Below are 17,806 nucleotides of genomic sequence, written 5' to 3' on the forward strand. Positions count from 1 at the left end.
TTATCTCCTTTGAATATTTCCGGAAATAAAAACTCAGTAGAATCACCTGATTCTACTGAGTTTTTAAAATGTTTGGCGTTTAGCTTTACGCTCTGCACGGCCACGTGCGCGATTTTCAGCACGCTTGGTTTTGCGGCGTTTTTCATCCACCGCCCATTGAATCTTCTTCTTATAGCCTGGTTTGACTTTTTTCTTTTTCTTTTTGACCAAGCCAATCATTTCAATATCAAGCTTATCCTGCTTCTTTTCACGGTTGGCACGACGATCACGGTCATAGGTATCTTGAAACTCTCCGTCTTTGACCATCTTAGGAGTAAACTTGATTCCTAATTTCTCCAACTCACGGATATCCGAGTCATCGCTTGGCTGGTAAAGGGTAATAGCTGTACCAGGCAGTCCGTTGCGCCCAGTCCGTCCAACACGGTGAACAAAGAAGGACAAGTCTTGCGGAATGGCATCATTAATAACATGGCTGACACCTTCAATGTCAATCCCACGCGCTGCCAAGTCTGTTGCGACAATGTACTCAAAATCCAGATTTTTCACCTGATTCATGATCCGTTTGCGTTCACGAGGAGCAATGTCTCCATGAATCTTAGCTACCTTCAATCCTTGAGCAGTCAAGTAGGCATGTAACTCATCAGCACGCGTTTTTGTGTTAACAAAAATCATTGCCAAATAAGGCTGCATCAACTGAGTCAGCTGGTAAATTTGAGCATTCTTGTCGCGGCCCTTGGTCGAAATCAACCAATTATCAATCGTATCAGAAATGACTGTCTTAGTCTTGATTTTTTCCATGACAGGATTTGACAAGTATTTTTTCAAGAATGGTTGCAATTTTTGTGGAATAGTTGCTGAAAAGACCATGAATTGCAAGTCTTTTGGAAGGCTCCCTGCAATCTTATCAACGGTTTCCAAGAATCCCATATCCAAGGTCATATCCGCTTCATCAATTACAAAGGTCTTGGCCTTGTGAATAGCCAAATCACCAGATTTGACCAAGTCATAGATGCGACCTGGCGTTCCGATAACAATATGTGGTTGGTTGCTGGCAAGTTTTTCAATCTGACGCGCCTTATCCGTACCACCCACATAATTAACCACACGAACTTCGACATCTGAGTGAGCTGCAATCTGACGGGCTGCTTGGTAGATCTGAGTAGCCAACTCACGACTTGGTGCAGTAATGACCGCTTGCACACTATCGCTAGTTTCATCTAATTGCTGAAAAATGGGTAGTAAGAAAGTGTGGGTCTTTCCTGAACCTGTTTTTGACTCGCCCACCAAGTCACGACCTGCCAGTACAATAGGGATTAATTTTTCTTGTACCTCTGTCGGAGTTGTAAATTTTAACTCCTCCAAGGCTTCTACTATATAATTTTTAAATTGAAATTTCTTAAATGACATACTATCCTCGATTCTATCTTTTCAATTATACCATATTTTGTCCTATTGCAGTAGCCCCATTTGAGTCTCAGTCCTGTAGTAAAGATTCGAATAGATTAAAAAGTTGGAACTCTCTGGTTCCAACCTCTTTCATTATTTCCAGGTCAATACAGCATTCAAACCATAATGATCACTGACTTGTGGACTATTCTGCCCATCAAAAACTACTTGTAAACTCTCTACTTCTAACTCTTTGGTCGTAAAGACGTAGTCGATTCGTAGTGGTTCAGTATTGCCTTTCCAACCATCAATTTCTGGTGGTACTGTATAGCTACCACTTCTTTCTTTTGCAACTTCAAACGCGTCTTGTAATCCTAATGGACTAGCTAAAATCGCTTGATAGCCTTCCTGACCAGCTGGATTATTAAAATCACCTGCTAAAATCAAAGGTTTTTTCAACTCTTTTAGTACAGCCTCAAACCGTGCCCATTCTTCTTGGAAACCTTTATCCCACCAAGAGAGATGAACACTTGCAAGAGCCAGTTCCTTGCCTTCAACTTCTGTCTCAGCCAAGGCAACGCGACGAGTATGGTAGTCCGTTGGATCATCTACATCTGATACTAAAATCTCACGCGCCTTAATAGGTGTTTTAGATAAGATAGCTACGCCTTCATGGTAGCGGTCATAACCGATATGATTGTAAGCCCAAGTCCAGTAGTAGTTTTTCCCTTTCTCAGCCAATTTTTCGACCAGAAGTCGGACATAGTGATCCTGATGAATGGGTTCTGCTGATGGTAAAGCTTGATAGTGATTGTTAACCTCTACCTCAGGCGAAGTCATTTCTTGATTAATTTCTTGGAAACAAATCAAATCATAATCCTTATCGAGAATGTCTTGGAGTAAGATTTGGAATTTTTCCTCTGCTTCCTTCTCCATCCAACTGTGGGTATTGAGTGTTAGAAATTTCATGCTTTTCTCCTAAAACAAGAGGTTGGAAAACAGCTTCCAACCCCAAGTATATTACAATTCTACTTTAGCAACTGCTGTTTTAGCTGCAAGAGAACCTGTTTGTTCTAGTTTAACTGATTTGAGGACATCACCATTTGTGAAGACAACCACTGTTGATGTTTTACGTCCTGCTTCTCGAATAGCATCCAAGTCAGCTGTGACAAGAAGGTCACCAGCGGCCACTTTTTGTCCTTCAGAAACATGAACAGTAAATGGTTTTCCTTCAAGACTTACTGTATCCAAACCAATATGAACAAGCACTTCAAGACCTGAGTCAGTGACAAGACCAAGAGCGTGTTTTGTTGGGAAGATACTTGATACAGTACCAGTAACTGGAGATACAATGTTACCATTTGCTGGCTCTACTGCAAATCCATCACCCATCATTTTTTGAGCAAAAACAGGATCTTCCACTTGTTCCAAGGCAACAACTTGACCGTCAGCTACTGAGTAAATATCCTCAGTTACACCCTTGTAATGTACAGTATTTTGTTGAGTTTCTGTCATTTGACTTGGAAGAGTTTCAGGAATTACTTCACCTGAGTCAAGGATATCTTGGATATCAGATTTCAATACGTCAGCTTTTGGTCCGTAGATAGCTTGGACACCTTGTCCTTTCATGACAAGCCCCATAGCCCCTTCTGCTTTCCATTGTTCCTCAGTACCAACGCGATCTGCGTCTTTAACAGTTACACGAAGACGAGTCATACATGCATCCACATCTACGATATTTGCACGACCACCAAGAAGGTTAATGATGTTTACGGCTTGAGAAGCTGCTGCAACTTTTGGAGTTCCAGGAGCTGCTTCTTCTGATGCTCCTTCAGCTGTTTCGTAGTTTCCGTTACGTCCTGGAGTTGCGTAGTTGAATTTCTTGATCATGAAGTTGGCAATGAAGTACATGATAACCGCAAAGAGAACAGTTACCCAGATAAAGTTAACGATATCCATACCAATACCAGCATTAATTGCCAATGGTGTACGAGTCAAGAATTCAATTGAACCGAATGAGTGGACACGAAGGTGAACAATATCTGCCATAGCAAAGGCAGCACCTTGAACTACTGCATAAACAAGGTAAAGCGGTGTTGCGATGAACATGAACATATACTCGATAGGTTCAGTAACCCCTGTCAAGAATGTTGCAAGGGCTGTCGCAATCATCATACCCTTGTATTGGTGTTTCTTGTCAGCATCAACATTGCGGTAGATAGCAACGATGACACCCATCAAGATACCAAATGAACCGATCATTTGTCCAACTTTGAAACGAGCTGGAGTGACTGTTGTAAGAAGGTGTTGGTATTGGTCAGCATTTGAACCTTTAAGGTTAACAAGGTCAGTTACCCATGCAAGCCAAAGCGGATCTTGACCAAATACTTGTGTTCCTTTTGCTGCACCAGTTAACACTTCGTATGTTCCACCAAGAGCTGTGTAGTTCATTGGGATAGTCAACATGTGGTGAAGACCAAATGGCAAGAGCAAACGTTCCAAAGTACCATACAAGAATGGTGCAAGAACTGGAGCAGTTTCTTGTGAGTTGGCAATCCAAATACCAAAGTTGTTAATACCTGTTTGAACTACTGGCCAAAAGGCAGCAAGTACAATTGCAGCAATAGTTGAACGAAGAATAACGACGAATGGTACGAAACGTTTACCATTGAAGAATGAAAGGGCATCAGGAAGTTTACGGAAGTTGTAGTATTTGTTATAAGCTGTTGCCCCAACAAAACCAGAGATAATCCCTACGAAAACCCCCATGTTAAGCGCTGGTGCCTCAAGAACGCTGATAAAGTAGTCAGCAACCTTGATTGAACCACCAAAGAAGGTAGTAACCATTGCTTCAGGGTTTTTCAACATATCACCTGTAACACCGAAGATAGTACCTGTGATACGGTTAATCAAGATAAAGGCAAGTCCGGCTGCAAATGCACCACCTGCACGTTCTTTTGCCCAGCTTCCCCCAATAGCAAGGGCAAACAAGATATGAAGGTTACCGATAACCCCCCAACCAATTTGCTCAAGGATTCCACCTGTAATCACTAGAGGAGCAAGGTTTGGGTCGATCATCACGATTGATTTACCGATTGAGATCATCAATCCCGCCGCTGGCATAACGGCGATAACCACCATTAAAGCCTTACCGAATTTTTGCCAAAATTCGAAAGACAAGACATTTTTGAATGTAGCTTTCATCATTCAAATCTCCTTTATTTTATTTAGGCAAACGTTTTACGAAAACGTTTGCATTTGGTTATGTATTAATTATACCACTTTTATTTTTTTTGTAAAGGCTTTTATAAAAAAATTGTCTATTTTTTTAAAATTTAAAAAGGAAAAAGAGAAGTTTACAAAAACTTCTCTTTTAAATATGTATTATTTTTCTGATTTGTACTGCAATTTGCATTTAAATCCAACTAGATTTTCAAGAATCGACGCATCGAAATCCCTGAACCAATTGAACCAATAAAAATTCCGATTATAAATAATAGGACTGTCATCAGAGGGATAAACACATCTGGCGTAATCATTGACAAGTTTTGACCTACCAAAGATTTATTGACCGATTGATAAACCATATTGTAAACAAAGAATACAAGGACTGAAGGAATTGCTGCACCGAGCAAGCCAATAAAAGCACCTTCTAGCAAGAATGGACCACGGATATAGCCATTTTTCGCTCCTACAAGACGCATGATCTGAATCTCACGACTACGTGAAATAATGGTGATACGAATGGTATTGGAAATGAGGAAGACTGCGATAAAAATTAAGAGCCCTGCAATTACCAATCCCCAAACACGGATAAAGGAAGCTAGTTCAAAAAGTCGTTGAGTGTTGGCTCCACCATCTTGAACTTCTGAAACTCCCTCGATTTTCTTAGCTTCTTCAGCTACCGTTTTAACATCACTCGGAGAATTTGTGTCGACGATATAAGCATCATAGAGAGGGTTTGCATCCCCTTCAAAGACCTTCCAATCGTCACCCATTGTTTCCGTTAGTTTTTCGTACTGTTCTTCTTTACTTGAGAAGGTAACACTCTTAACAGCAGGTATAGCTTTCAAAGCATCATAGACCTTGTGGTAGTCATTGTTGGTAACTGTCTGACCTTCTTTTTCAATCGTTTCACTGTTATCAGCTACATCCTTACGAATGTAAACCATGACCCGAACGTTGTTTTCAATGTCGGTAGCCAGTTTTGCTGTATTAAAAATTACAGATGCAAACAGGGCAACGAGTGTTAAGGTAATCATAACCGAACTCACTGCTGCTACTGTCATCCAGCCATTTCGTTTTAAACTTTTTAATGATTCAAATAAATGGCGAAAAAATCTACTAATCATCGTATCCATATTCTCCTTTAGCTTCGTCACGAACGACACGGCCATTTTCAATGGCAATGACACGGTGGCGCAAGGTATTTACAATCTGGCTATTGTGGGTTGCCATCAAGACAGTAGTACCTTGGAGATTGATGCGTTCCAACAGATTCATAATTTCCCATGAATTATCTGGGTCCAAGTTTCCTGTTGGCTCATCAGCAATCAATACCTTAGGATTGTTGACAATCGCGCGAGCAATCGCAATCCGTTGCTGCTCTCCACCTGAGAGTTCATTAGGGAAAGAGCGAACCTTATGTTTCAAACCAACTAGGTCCAATACTTCCATAACACGTTTTTTGATGTTGCGACGGCTCTCACCGATTACTTCCATTGCATAGGCAATATTCTCATAAACAGTCTTCTTAGGCAAGAGTTTGTAATCCTGAAAGACTACCCCGACACTACGACGTAGCAGTGGGACATCTTTCTTCTTAATTTTAACTAAATTAAAGCCTGCAACTGTTAGGCTTCCTTTTTCAATCTTTACTTCTCGGTATAAAGCTCGAATAAAGGTTGACTTACCTGCCCCAGAAGGTCCTACGATATAGGCAAACTCTCCTGGTTCAATGGTAACAGATACACCACGCAGGGCAGTCGTTCCATTGTCATACTTTTTGACAACATCTCTCATTTCAATGATTGACATATGAGTTCCTTTCTATCTTAGCTGATTCGCCACTTGAGGTAGGCATCGATAAAACCATCAAGGTCTCCATCCATCACCTTATCTACCTGAGCAACTTCAAAGCTTGTACGGTGATCTTTTACCATAGTATAAGGCGTAAAAACATATGAACGGATTTGACTTCCCCAAGTGATTTCTTTTTTCTCACCTTTAAGAGAATCAACTTCCGCAGCTTTCTTTTCTTGCTCCATTTGATAGAGCTTAGCCTGCAACATCTTCATGGCACGATCTCTATTTCCATACTGGGTACGATCGACCGTTGATTGGACGACAGTTCCCGTAGGAATGTGTGTCAAACGCACACCTGTTGAAACCTTATTGACGTTTTGTCCACCAGCGCCACCTGAACGGAAGGTATCCATTTTGATATCATCTTCACGAATCTCCACTTCGATGGTATCATCCAACTCAGGCATAACCTCTACGGATGTAAAGGAAGTATGGCGACGTTTGGCAGAGTCAAATGGCGAAATACGGACCAAACGGTGAACACCCATTTCTGATTTAAGTAGGCCGTATGCATTGGGTCCTTCAAAAGACAAGGTCACAGACTTGATACCTGCTTCATCACCAGCCTGGTAATCCAAGACTTCTACTTTAAAGCCTTTGGCATTTCCATAACGAGTATACATACGAAGCAACATATCGCCCCAGTCCTGTGCCTCAGTACCACCAGATCCTGGATGGATTTCCAAGATTGCATTATTATGGTCATAAGGTTCTGACAAGAGAAGGGTCATCTCGTAGCTGGTCATCATCTTATCCAGTTCTGTCAACTGTTCGACCAGTTCATCATGGACTGACTCGTCTTCTGCTAAAAAGTCCAATAAAATCTCAACTTCATCCTGCAACTCTTCCATTTTACGGAAGGTGTTGTAGGTGTTTTTTAATTCATTTAATTCTTGCGACGTTTTTTGGGCCGCGATATTATCGTTCCAAAAATCAGGTTCTGTCATCTTGTTTTCCAAGATGGCAATCTCTTCCTCTAATCCTTCGAGGTCAAAGAGACCCCCTAAAAGAAGCTAATTTTTCACGATTTGCGTCAATTTTTTGACGAATTTCTGAAATGTCCATAGATACTCCTTTTCATATCGTTTTATTATACCATAATCTCTCATTTCTTTCCATATTTTGCTTTTCATTGCTTTTGATGGCAAAAGAAAAGAGGCCCTAAAGCCTCTGGTTTAAAGGACTTTGGCAGAGGTATGAGTGATCTCCTCCACTTGAATTCCTTCTTTTTCAAACTTATCTTTTAATGAAGTCAAATCGATTTTTCCATCAATTTGAACTTCGATGACGACCTTGCCATCCTTACGTGGAATGTTTACAGTATGGGAAATATTTAAATCCTCTTCTACAATTAAAGCTACAATTTTCCCCAGTACTCCGACTTCATTTTCTGTAATGAAACGAACACGAATCCCCTCTTCTCCGTATCCGGCGATTTCCAAGAAAGCCTGAAAAACATCGCGGTCCGTAATCACTCCATATACCTGCTGGTTATCAACAACTGGTAAAATGCCAATCTTGTTTTTCAGCATCAGGTAGGTCGCATCTTCTAGACTAGCATAGCCAGAAACCGTCACGACATCTCGAATCATTACATCTTTTACTTTGGTTTTATTCAGAAGATAATTCATCTCATAGATAGAGAGACTGGTTGCTTTAGATGGGCTGGCTTCCGCAATGGTTCCTTCTGTTACCAATCCGACTAATTGATCGTTTTCGATAACAGGTAAACGGTGCAAACCTTGCTCGCGCATCAAATCTGCTGCGTGTGCTACAGTCGTATCAGGACTGATATAAACTACCTTACGGGTCATGAAATCTTTAACTGCCATGGGATACTTCTCCTTCTATATTGCTACTTTTATTATACACTTTCTTAGAAAATCTATCAAACGCTTTCATCTCTTTTTCAAGATTTTGAATAATCTGAGAAGTTTGCATAAAATGCCAGTATAAATTAAGAGGGAACCGTAGTCCCCTCTCTTCTTAAATCGTAACAGTGTCTCGATCTTTTATCATATAACGTTTCAGTGGGCTAAGACTGGCTAGCCAATATAGTAGACCGCCAAATAGCGCAGTAAAACCACTACCCGTTGTGATTAAAAAGATTGGACTTTGAATTTGTGCAGTTACAGGGTTGTAAACAAATAGTACCGCTACCAATAAGGAGATAAATACGCAAGACAAGCCAACTAAGTTAAATCCTTTGGTAAACTCGTAGGCGTCATGCCCTTCAAGGAAATAGGCTGACCGCAAGTCGAGTTTTCGTTTTCTTAAGATAAAATAGTCGACAACAATCATACCAATAATTGGCCCCTGAATATAGGCGGCTAGGGAGATGAAGGATCCGAAATACTCTTCTACTCCTCCCCAGATAGTGAGTAGACTCACGTAAACCATGGCAATCCAAACCATTAGTCTATAGCTTACTTTTGGCATCCCGCTTTTGACAATCATACAGTTCACATACGATCCTGTCCCCTGGGTTCCAATATTGGCAAAGGCTACTAGTAGTAGACTTAAGAGAGCAAAGGCTGGGGTGCTTAGAGTTGATAGCATGGTTGTTGGATCACTTTCATACACACCTGTTTTGACAAACATGGCTAGAGCCATGACTCCACCTGTCGCAACGAAGAATGGAGCGACAACCCCGTATGATAAAGCTGTAGCCCAATAACCACTGCGTTCTGATTTTGCTAAACGCGGTAAAACCAATGCTTGTGTAGACCAAGAAAAGGCAAAGGCAACATTTCCTTCTCCAGAAAGCATGAAGCGTTCTAATGGCGTCAAATCTCCTTGAGTGGCTGGTTGGATATTCATAATATCCGTTATAGGAACGGCGACAAAGCAGATTCCAACGATAATGAGACCGACAATCAACAAGGCGATAACCAAGAAGCGATTGGTCCATTTAATCACTTCTGGACCTCCAAGAGCAATGAGAGTTCCAAGCAGAACACAGAGGGTACCAAGAATAGGCGCCCATACTCCCTTGTCTAAACCAAGTCCAAAATTATTTGCCAAATGAATCATAGAGCTGGCAAAAAGATTAGCTGCAACGGCGTACCAGCCAAAGTTAGCCAAGCTAATAATGGTTGATAGCAAGGCCACCCCTTTTCTACCTAGAACGGCTCTCAACCAAATCCACAAATCAATTCCATATTTAACAGCAAACAAGATTGGGAGACATTCGATAAAAACCCAGATAATGTTGAAACTAAAAATATTAATCAACATTTGATTAAAGGTCAAATATTGAGCTACATAAGCCCCTTGGGTATAACACCAAGTAGCAATGGCAAAACCACTTGTCGATAGAAAGAGATCCCAAAAAGAATACTGACGATCCTTATTGGTCATGGGAACAATTCCGGTTATGGTTTCTTGTTGGATATAGTCATTCATTTTAGACATGTTATTGAATTCCTCCCGTCATTGCTAAGATAATCAAAACAAGGTTGATTAGGACTATGGAGATGATTAAAATGAAATCACTTTTTAGGAAGGGTTGAACAAACTCGTAGTTTGGTGACTCCATTTCTTCCAATCTTCTCTTTGTTTCAGTTGCTACTAATTCTTCAATTTCAGATGTCGTTTTCATCTCAGTTCTCCTCCAAATACAAGTCAAGGGCCAGTTGTCCATATTGTTTGGTATAGCGATACCAGATGTAGAGAAACTCACCGACTGGTTTTCCGACACTCTCCTGGAACAAAGCCCACAAGAACCAATAATATGAGGTCACTGCTACATAAGCCAAGTAGTGACGTTTGGTTTTCTTATCTGGTACTTCTTGTAGATACAATTCCAGTACTTTTTCAGCATCCTCTACGGTATAATTAGAACACGCGATAAAGGTCCCCAAATCTCCTGCTGGCTCTCCCATTCCAGAATATTCCCAATCAATCAAGCTCATTTCGCCTGCTTCATTCAACAAAAAATTAGGACTATAGGAATCTCCATGACAAAGAACAACCTGTTTCGGATCATTCTGTAAATAATTTTTGAGAAGTGAAACAGTTTCATCCAATTCCTCGAGGCCATCAAATTCAAATCGATTTCTAGCTTTCAATTTTTCTCTAAAATCAATAATTCCCTCAAACTGGGCAAAGGAATGTTCCGTTTTTTCTCCAGATTGGTGTAACCGTCTCAAGAGGTCCATTGCTTGTGCCACATCATCCCAATTATTATAATCCAGTTGCTTAGCATTGGGAATAAATTCTGAAATTTTCCAGCCCTCATGCTTGTTCATAGCTACGAAGGTACGGTCAATCTTTAATTTTGTAGCAATTTCCATAGAAGCTGCTTCACTAGCTCGGTCGATATAATTTTCCGTTCCCCTGCCCGGATGACGGTAAACATATCTTTTTCCTAGACAGTCAAATGAAAATGATGTGTTGGTTAACCCATCTTTTAGAGGTTTGATATTGACAATATCTGAAGCCACACACTTTAATGTCTTACAGATATTATCGATAATAGCTGAATCTGCATTTACCAAATAACGTTCATCAAATTGACGGAGTTCATCTAGAGAGTCGAATTCTTTAACAATATCCGCTGAATAGTGACGGGCTTCTAAAAGGAGTTCCTTGACATGCCGACTATAGTAATCCTCCCAAAGCTGTTCCCGATAAGGTTCGTGCTTAAACTCGTTTTCTAAAATTTCCTTGAATTTCTCACTAAATGCACGGTCGAAATAAACGTGCCCCACCATAGCCCAAGTATTTTCTCCACCAATCTGGATATCAATGATGGTGTTATTCGAATCCTCTATAGCACAATATTCGTCCGTTTGACCTTCTGCAAATATCGTCGAGTAGTAACCTCTATAAATATATTGCTCAAAAGGATTTTCCACAAAATAATTATCTGATGAACAAATATAAGTGTTGGAAAGTTGATTTTTAACCAACATAAGAGACGAACAGTTATTATATTTGTAGTAATCATTATTTACTACAATTTTTATACCAAACTTCTCTGCAAGATAGAACATTTTTTCTTGTAAGTAGCCTACAGTAACGGTTATATCTTCTATTCCTGCTTCTTGCAGCTGTCTGATTTCCCTCTCTATCAAGCGTTCCCCCTTGACTTGAAGCAATCCTTTGGGAATCTCATAAGACAAAGGAGCAAAACGGCTACTCATGCCAGCAGCCATTATAATGGCATTTTTTACTCGATAGGGGTCTAAAACTTTCTGACCTAGTTCAGTTAAGTGAAGCTCCTCATCAACCCACTTCTCTTCTTTCAGTTTTTTCAATAATGTGTTGATTGTTCCTAAAGATAGGTCTAACTCTTCAGCTAACTGTCGCTGAGTAAATGTCTTTTCTTTATGTATCAACATAAAACGCAAAAGTTTAAATTGTTTTTCTGTTACCATTCTCAGTCCTCCTGTTCAATTTTCTCTTACTCATATTATAATATGAACAAAAAGGACTGTCAATTCAAATAGGAAAACAATGAGTAAAAATTAAGGCCTTCTTCCCTTTCCTCAAAAAACATATAAATAAAAGAGCTCCTTATTCTGGAGCCCTGAAATATTTTATATTTTTGATAAGTAGTCGTATTAGGTGTCGCTTGGCTGCAATCCTTATCCGCCAACTAAAAAGGTCCCCCGGACTATAGAGGGATTGCGTGCGCAATCTCCATCCACAGCCTAAACTAGTCTCCCAGACTAGTTTAGCCACCTAGATATGCTTTTCTGACTTCATCTGATGCTGCGAGTTCTTTTCCTGTTCCTGATAGGACAATCTTTCCTGTTTCAAGTACATAACCACGATCAGAGATAGCAAGGGCCTTGTTAGCGTTCTGTTCAATTAGGAGAACTGTTGTTCCTTGCTTCTGAATATCTTGAATGATATCAAAAATTTCTTGGATAAAGATCGGGGCAAGTCCCATTGACGGCTCATCCAAGAGAAGGAGCTTAGGTGTAGACATGAGAGCGCGTCCCATAGCCAGCATCTGCTGTTCACCACCTGAAAGAGTTGCCGCATCTTGGTTTTTGCGTTCTTCCAGACGAGGGAAACGTGAAAAGACTTTTTTCAAGTTAGCTTGATTTTCTTCACGATTTTTCTTTAAAAAGGCTCCCATTTCTAAGTTTTCCATAACAGTCAAACCTGGGAAAACATGGCGTCCTTCAGGAACTTGTGAAAGGCCACCTGCTACAATTTTTTGAGCTGGCAACTTTTGAATTTCTTTTCCTAAAAACTGAATTTTACCAGCACTTGGACGAACCAAACCTGAAAGGGTACGAAGAATGGTTGTTTTACCAGCACCATTGGCACCAATCAAGGAAACAACTTCACCTTCATTAACCTCGAAACTTACATCACGAACTGCTTGGATCATACCATAATGCACAGAGAGGTTTTCAACTTTTAACATAGACATTAGGCTTCACCTCCTAGATAAGCTTCGATAACACGTTTGTTGTTCTTGATCTCATCCGGAGTCCCATGAGCAATCAACCGACCATATTCAAGAACATAGATACGCTCAGTGACTTCCATAACCAAATTCATGTCATGTTCGATAAGCATGATGGTAATTTTAAATTCATCTTTGATACGACGGATCAATTCTGTCAATTCAGCTGTTTCTTGTGGATTCATCCCAGCTGCAGGTTCGTCCAAAAAGAGGATTTTAGGTTCAGTTGCCAGAGCACGAACGATTTCTAATCGACGTTGTTGACCATAGGCCAGATTCTTGGCAAGAGTATCTGCGTCACCATCCAAATCAAAAATCTTCAGCAAGTCCAAAGCTTTGCTTTTTAATTCTTCCTCGTTCTTATAAAAAGCTGGTAAACGTAGAAAACTTGCAAGGACATGTTGTTTATGATGATTACTAAATGCAATCAAAACATTTTCCAAAACTGTCAAGTCCTTGAACAAACGAATATTTTGGAAAGTACGACTGAGACCAAGTGAGGCAATCTTATAGGGAGTTTTCCCATTTAGGAGATGTCCATCTAGTGTCACAGTACCTTCGCTTGGTTCATAAACACCGGTCAAGAGATTGAAAAGGGTTGTTTTACCAGCCCCGTTTGGTCCAATCAGACCAACCAATTCTCCCTCGTTCAATTCAAGAGTGACATCTCCAACAGCTGTTAGACCGCCAAAATGTTTGGTTAACTGTTTAACTTCAAGTAATGCCATTAGTTTTGTCCCTCCTTCTTCGATTTTTTAAAGAAACGTGATAGACTCAATTCCCATGTCCCAAGAAGTCCACCTGGTCTGAAAATCATGACCAATACAAGAGCCAAAGCGTAGATAATCATACGTACGCTAGCTACATCTTGAAGGAGCATATTTAAAATTCCTAAAACAATCGCTGAAACGATGGTACCAGTAATAGATCCAAGTCCACCAAATACAACGATAATCAACACGTTGATGGAATTAATAAAAGTGTAATCTTTTGGGACGACAGAACCGATAAAACCAGCCTGAAGTGAACCAGCAATACTTGCTGTAATGGCACCAAAGACAAAAGCGATAATCTTGATCTTTGTAGTGTTTACTCCAACGGATTCAGCAGCAATCTCATCCTCACGAACAGATAGAGTAGAGCGTCCAATTGGACTACGTAAGAAGTTGAGAGTTGCAATAGTTGTAATCACTACAAAAAGATACACCATTTGCCAGTTGGTAAAGTTTGGAATACCCAAGATACCAGCGGCACCGTTGGTCAAACTTCCACCATTAATGATAAAGATACGAATGATTTCTGAAACGCCTAGTGTCGCAACAGCCAGGTAGTCACCCTTCAAACGGAGTGTTGGAATCCCAACGAGCAAAGCAACTGCACCAGAAATCAAGGCGCCCAAGACCATTGCTCCAAAGAAGGCACCATAGGTTGGTGATTTTGAACCAATAATCGCTGCTGCATAAGCCCCAATTGCCATAAAACCTGCATGACCGAGTGAGAATTGTCCTGAAAAACCAACTATTAAGTTCAAGCCTACTGCAAGGATGATATTAATCCCAATTTGTTCTAAAATTTGGACATGGAATAGATTGAGAACACCAGCAGAAACCAGTACACTAATCAATCCATAACCCGCTAACAGAAGGAATAACCAGAGAATATTTACTTTAAGATTTGTCTTCATTGTTTACACCTTCTCTTTCACATTCTTACCAAGGATACCCGCAGGTCGAACAATTAGAATCAAAAGCAAGATTCCATACACGATAGCATCACGGAAATCAGACATACCGAAGGCAGTAGCAAATGTTTCCAACAAGCCAATCACAAATCCCCCTAGAGCTGCACCAGGAATAATCCCGATACCACCGAGAACGGCCGCAACGAATGATTTTAGACCTGGAGTCACACCCATCAAAGGTTCAAGAGAGTTGTAGTAAAGGGCAATGAGAACACCTGCTGCACCAGCAAGGGCTGAACCCAAAGCAAAGGTAAAGCTGATTGTGCGATTTACATTAATTCCCATCAATTGAGCTGCGTCACTATCAACTGATACCGCACGCATGGCTTTCCCCATTTTTGTTTTTTGGACGATTAATTGCAATAAAACCATCAAGAGTACAGAAACTGCTAAAATCATCAATTGAACATTTGTCAAGCTAATTGGTCCCAAGTCAAAGCGGACTGTTTCAATTGCTTGAGGGAAGGCACGAGTATTAGCACCTACTAGATAAACCATTCCGTATTCCAGTAGGAAAGACACTCCGATGGCAGTAATCAATACAGCAATACGTGTAGAGTGTCGTAAAGGACGGTAGGCAAGAAACTCAATCACAACACCAAGCAGCGCAGTCCCTGCCATTGAAATAATTAAAGCTAAAAAGAAATCCATTTGGAAAGAATTAATCAAAAAGTAACCAATAAAGGCACCCATCATGTAAATATCACCGTGGGCGAAGTTGATGAGTTTGATAATTCCATAAACCATGGTATAACCCAGAGCCAAAAGTGCATAAACACTACCCAGAATTAAACCATTCACAAGTTGTTGGAGCATAGCATTCACTCTTTTCTATCCTTATTTTTTAGAAAATTTCATTATTTTCACAAGTTCATAAACACCGAAACAGGGAGTGAGTCAAAGGCTCATTCCCCATTTCAATTACTATTCTAATGTTATGGTTTTACAACTTCTGCTTCTTCAACTTTACCATTGTTCATGGTCATCATGTAAGCAGTTTTCACTGTATTGTGGTCAGCATCAAAGCTTGTCTGACCAGTTACACCATCAAAATCTTTGGTTTTAGCAAGGTTGTCCTTGATTTCACCTGAGTTTTTAGCACCTTTTGCAGCATTTGCTACTAGGTAAACTGAGTCATAGGCTAAAGCTGAGAATGTTGAAGGCTCTTCGTTGTATTTAGCACGGTATGCTTCAAGGAAAGCTTTAGCTTTTGCAGAAACATCAACTGTGGTGGAGAATCCAGAGATGAAGTAAATGTTTGATGCTCTTTCAGCAGTTGCTTGTTGAACAAATTCTTCACCGTTAAATCCATCACCACCAACGATTGGTTTATCAATTCCCATACCACGAGCTTGGTTTACAATTTTACCTGCTTCTGTGTAGTAACCTGGAACAACGATAGCATCAAACTCTTTGCCTTTCATTTTAGTAAGGGCTGCTTGGAAGTCTGTATCACCTGCTACAAACGTTTCATCTGCTACAATCTCACCCTTGTAGGATTCGCGGAATGATTTAGCAATACCTTTAGCATAGTCACTAGCGTTGTCAGTATAAAGAACAACCTTCTTAGCATTCAATTTGTTTGTTACATAGTTAGAGATAATCTTCCCTTGGAAGCTATCTTGGAATGTTCCGATAAATAGGTAATCTTGACCTTTGGTCAAACCGTCTTGAGTAGCACTTGGTGAAATCAATGGCACTCCAGCTTTAGTAGCGTTAGCTACAGCTGCAGCAGTTGCACCAGATGTCGCAGGTCCTACAATAGCTGCTACTTTTGATTGGGTAACAAGGTTTGTAGTAACAGAGGCTGCTTCAGCAGTTTCTGACTTGTTGTCTTTGTCCACAACTTCGATTTGTTTTCCATCAATTCCACCTGCAGCGTTGATTTCGTCTACAGCAAGTTGGGCACCTTTTTGTTCAGCTGTACCGTAAGCTGCCACAGCACCTGTCTCTTCAAAGTTAAAACCGATTTTAATTGTTTTTTCGTCTACTGGATTTCCAGTTGTGTTTGACGCTCCTGACTTGACCTCTCCACAGGCAGCAAGAAGAGCCACACTAGCAAGAGCCACAAAAGATAGGGCAAATTTTTTCTTCATTTTTAATCTCCTTATAGTTGTTTCAAAAATTGTATGTTAAGAATATACCGAATTATCAGAAAATTGTCAATGTATTTGTTTAACTTTTTTAAATGATAACGTTTTCTTCAGTCCGATAGAGATTCCCAACGAAGGGAGTTTCTAGCTCTTGAATATGGCAACGTCTAATTTTCTTGATATATCTTTCCTTACCTAATCTCTCAACCAAGTCATCTAGCTCCTCAGTTGGAACATAGAGCTGCAAGTAACGATGTTTTTTGGAATGGTAACAGATATCACCGTATTCCTGAATTTTTTTTGCATCTCGATTATAGTAGAGATAGATGATTAATCCTGATCGATTTGTTTTTTCAAACATGAGGAATCCTCTTTCTAAGAAATCTTCTCCTATTATATCAAAAAAAGCAAACTCCGTCGAGCTTGCTTTCTAGGTTGCTTAGCTTAAAGAATTATTGGCCATGATTTCATCAATAAAGCCATATTCAAGCGTTTCTTGGGCACTCATCCAGTAATCACGTTCCGCATCTGCATGAATCTGCTCAACTGATTTACCAGAGTTATCTGCAAGGATTTGCTCCAAAGTCTTACGAGTTTTAAGTAAGTGTTCTGCAGCAATTGCCATATCTGTCTGTTGGGTACCACCACCTGTACCACCCATTGGTTGGTGAATCATGTACTCTGCATTTGGAAGCATGAAGCGTTTGCCTTTTGCTCCACTTGATGCAATAACAGTCCCCATAGATGCAGCCATTCCCATCACGATGGTTTGGACATCTGCCTTGATAAAATTCATAGTATCAACGATTGCCAAACCAGCTGAAACAGATCCTCCAGGTGTGTTGACATAAAGGTAAATATCTTTTGTGCTGTCTTGGGCATCCAAGAAGAGTAATTGGGCGATAACGGAGTTGGCCATGTTGTCTTCAACGGGACCTGTTAGCATGATGATGCGGTCTTTCAAAAGACGAGAGTAAATATCATAGGAACGTTCTCCACGGCTTGTTTGTTCAATAACTACAGGAATCATTCATTTCTCCTTTTAATGTTGAATTTTCTTAGTCTTACGACTCA

17 protein-coding genes are annotated in these 17,806 nt (G+C 40.3%); all 17 read right to left on the reverse strand.

The window, feature by feature from the left end; genetic code table 11:
- Positions 1 to 63 precede the first annotated feature (63 nt).
- The gene (locus O3655_RS03030) at positions 64 to 1,407 is read right to left on the reverse strand and encodes a DEAD/DEAH box helicase (RefSeq protein WP_008284610.1); all 1,344 of its coding nucleotides are present in this window, start codon (positions 1,405 to 1,407) and stop codon (positions 64 to 66) included.
- A gap of 132 nt (positions 1,408 to 1,539) precedes the next feature.
- Entirely contained in the window at positions 1,540 to 2,355 is an 816-nt protein-coding gene (locus O3655_RS03035) for an endonuclease/exonuclease/phosphatase family protein (RefSeq protein WP_084944419.1), read from the reverse strand.
- Positions 2,356 to 2,406: 51 nt separating this feature from the next.
- Positions 2,407 to 4,593: a PTS transporter subunit IIBC gene (locus tag O3655_RS03040; RefSeq protein ID WP_308697435.1), complete on the reverse strand. Its 2,187-nt coding sequence runs from the start codon at positions 4,591 to 4,593 to the stop codon at positions 2,407 to 2,409.
- A 218-nt stretch (positions 4,594 to 4,811) separates the two neighbouring features.
- Complete coding sequence (gene ftsX, locus O3655_RS03045) at positions 4,812 to 5,738, reverse strand: permease-like cell division protein FtsX (protein WP_000625553.1); 927 nt, start codon at positions 5,736 to 5,738, stop codon at positions 4,812 to 4,814.
- A complete protein-coding gene (gene ftsE, locus O3655_RS03050; RefSeq protein ID WP_000022275.1) occupies positions 5,731 to 6,423 on the reverse strand; it encodes a cell division ATP-binding protein FtsE in 693 nt (230 codons plus the stop codon). The genes ftsX and ftsE overlap by 8 nt, the downstream gene beginning before the upstream one ends.
- A gap of 17 nt (positions 6,424 to 6,440) precedes the next feature.
- A protein-coding gene (prfB, locus tag O3655_RS03055) for a peptide chain release factor 2 (RefSeq protein WP_096753628.1) occupies positions 6,441 to 7,536 on the reverse strand; the annotation gives its coding sequence in 2 pieces (ribosomal slippage) (positions 6,441 to 7,463 and positions 7,465 to 7,536; 1,095 coding nt in all).
- Positions 7,537 to 7,646: 110 nt separating this feature from the next.
- On the reverse strand, positions 7,647 to 8,303 hold the full coding sequence (locus O3655_RS03060) for a CBS domain-containing protein (RefSeq protein WP_371641156.1): 657 nt from the start codon (positions 8,301 to 8,303) through the stop codon (positions 7,647 to 7,649).
- A gap of 154 nt (positions 8,304 to 8,457) precedes the next feature.
- A complete protein-coding gene (locus tag O3655_RS03065) occupies positions 8,458 to 9,885 on the reverse strand; it encodes a cytosine permease (RefSeq protein WP_000041475.1) in 1,428 nt (475 codons plus the stop codon).
- 1 nt (position 9,886) lies between these two features.
- A complete protein-coding gene (locus tag O3655_RS03070; protein WP_000859104.1) occupies positions 9,887 to 10,072 on the reverse strand; it encodes a hypothetical protein in 186 nt (61 codons plus the stop codon).
- 1 nt (position 10,073) lies between these two features.
- On the reverse strand, positions 10,074 to 11,852 hold the full coding sequence (locus O3655_RS03075; RefSeq protein ID WP_070838106.1) for a phosphotransferase: 1,779 nt from the start codon (positions 11,850 to 11,852) through the stop codon (positions 10,074 to 10,076).
- 299 nt (positions 11,853 to 12,151) lie between these two features.
- Positions 12,152 to 12,862 (reverse strand): ABC transporter ATP-binding protein, encoded by a 711-nt coding sequence (locus tag O3655_RS03080; protein WP_000062207.1) that lies wholly within the window; start codon positions 12,860 to 12,862, stop codon positions 12,152 to 12,154.
- A complete protein-coding gene (locus tag O3655_RS03085) occupies positions 12,862 to 13,626 on the reverse strand; it encodes an ABC transporter ATP-binding protein (RefSeq protein ID WP_001186014.1) in 765 nt (254 codons plus the stop codon). The genes O3655_RS03080 and O3655_RS03085 overlap by 1 nt, the downstream gene beginning before the upstream one ends.
- A complete protein-coding gene (locus O3655_RS03090) occupies positions 13,626 to 14,582 on the reverse strand; it encodes a branched-chain amino acid ABC transporter permease (RefSeq protein WP_000856262.1) in 957 nt (318 codons plus the stop codon). Before O3655_RS03090 ends, O3655_RS03085 begins: the two co-directional genes overlap by 1 nt.
- A gap of 3 nt (positions 14,583 to 14,585) precedes the next feature.
- Positions 14,586 to 15,455: a branched-chain amino acid ABC transporter permease gene (locus O3655_RS03095; protein WP_000941413.1), complete on the reverse strand. Its 870-nt coding sequence runs from the start codon at positions 15,453 to 15,455 to the stop codon at positions 14,586 to 14,588.
- Positions 15,456 to 15,574: 119 nt separating this feature from the next.
- On the reverse strand, positions 15,575 to 16,735 hold the full coding sequence (locus tag O3655_RS03100; RefSeq protein ID WP_000726133.1) for an ABC transporter substrate-binding protein: 1,161 nt from the start codon (positions 16,733 to 16,735) through the stop codon (positions 15,575 to 15,577).
- Positions 16,736 to 16,823: 88 nt separating this feature from the next.
- A complete protein-coding gene (locus O3655_RS03105; protein ID WP_000462101.1) occupies positions 16,824 to 17,093 on the reverse strand; it encodes a YlbG family protein in 270 nt (89 codons plus the stop codon).
- Between the two features lie 78 nt (positions 17,094 to 17,171).
- The gene (clpP, locus tag O3655_RS03110) at positions 17,172 to 17,762 is read right to left on the reverse strand and encodes an ATP-dependent Clp protease proteolytic subunit ClpP (protein WP_000613467.1); all 591 of its coding nucleotides are present in this window, start codon (positions 17,760 to 17,762) and stop codon (positions 17,172 to 17,174) included.
- Positions 17,763 to 17,806 lie beyond the last annotated feature (44 nt).

Origin of the sequence: Streptococcus sp. 27098_8_70 (genome assembly GCF_041432215.1) — a bacterium.
Classification (GTDB): domain Bacteria; phylum Bacillota; class Bacilli; order Lactobacillales; family Streptococcaceae; genus Streptococcus; species Streptococcus oralis_CP.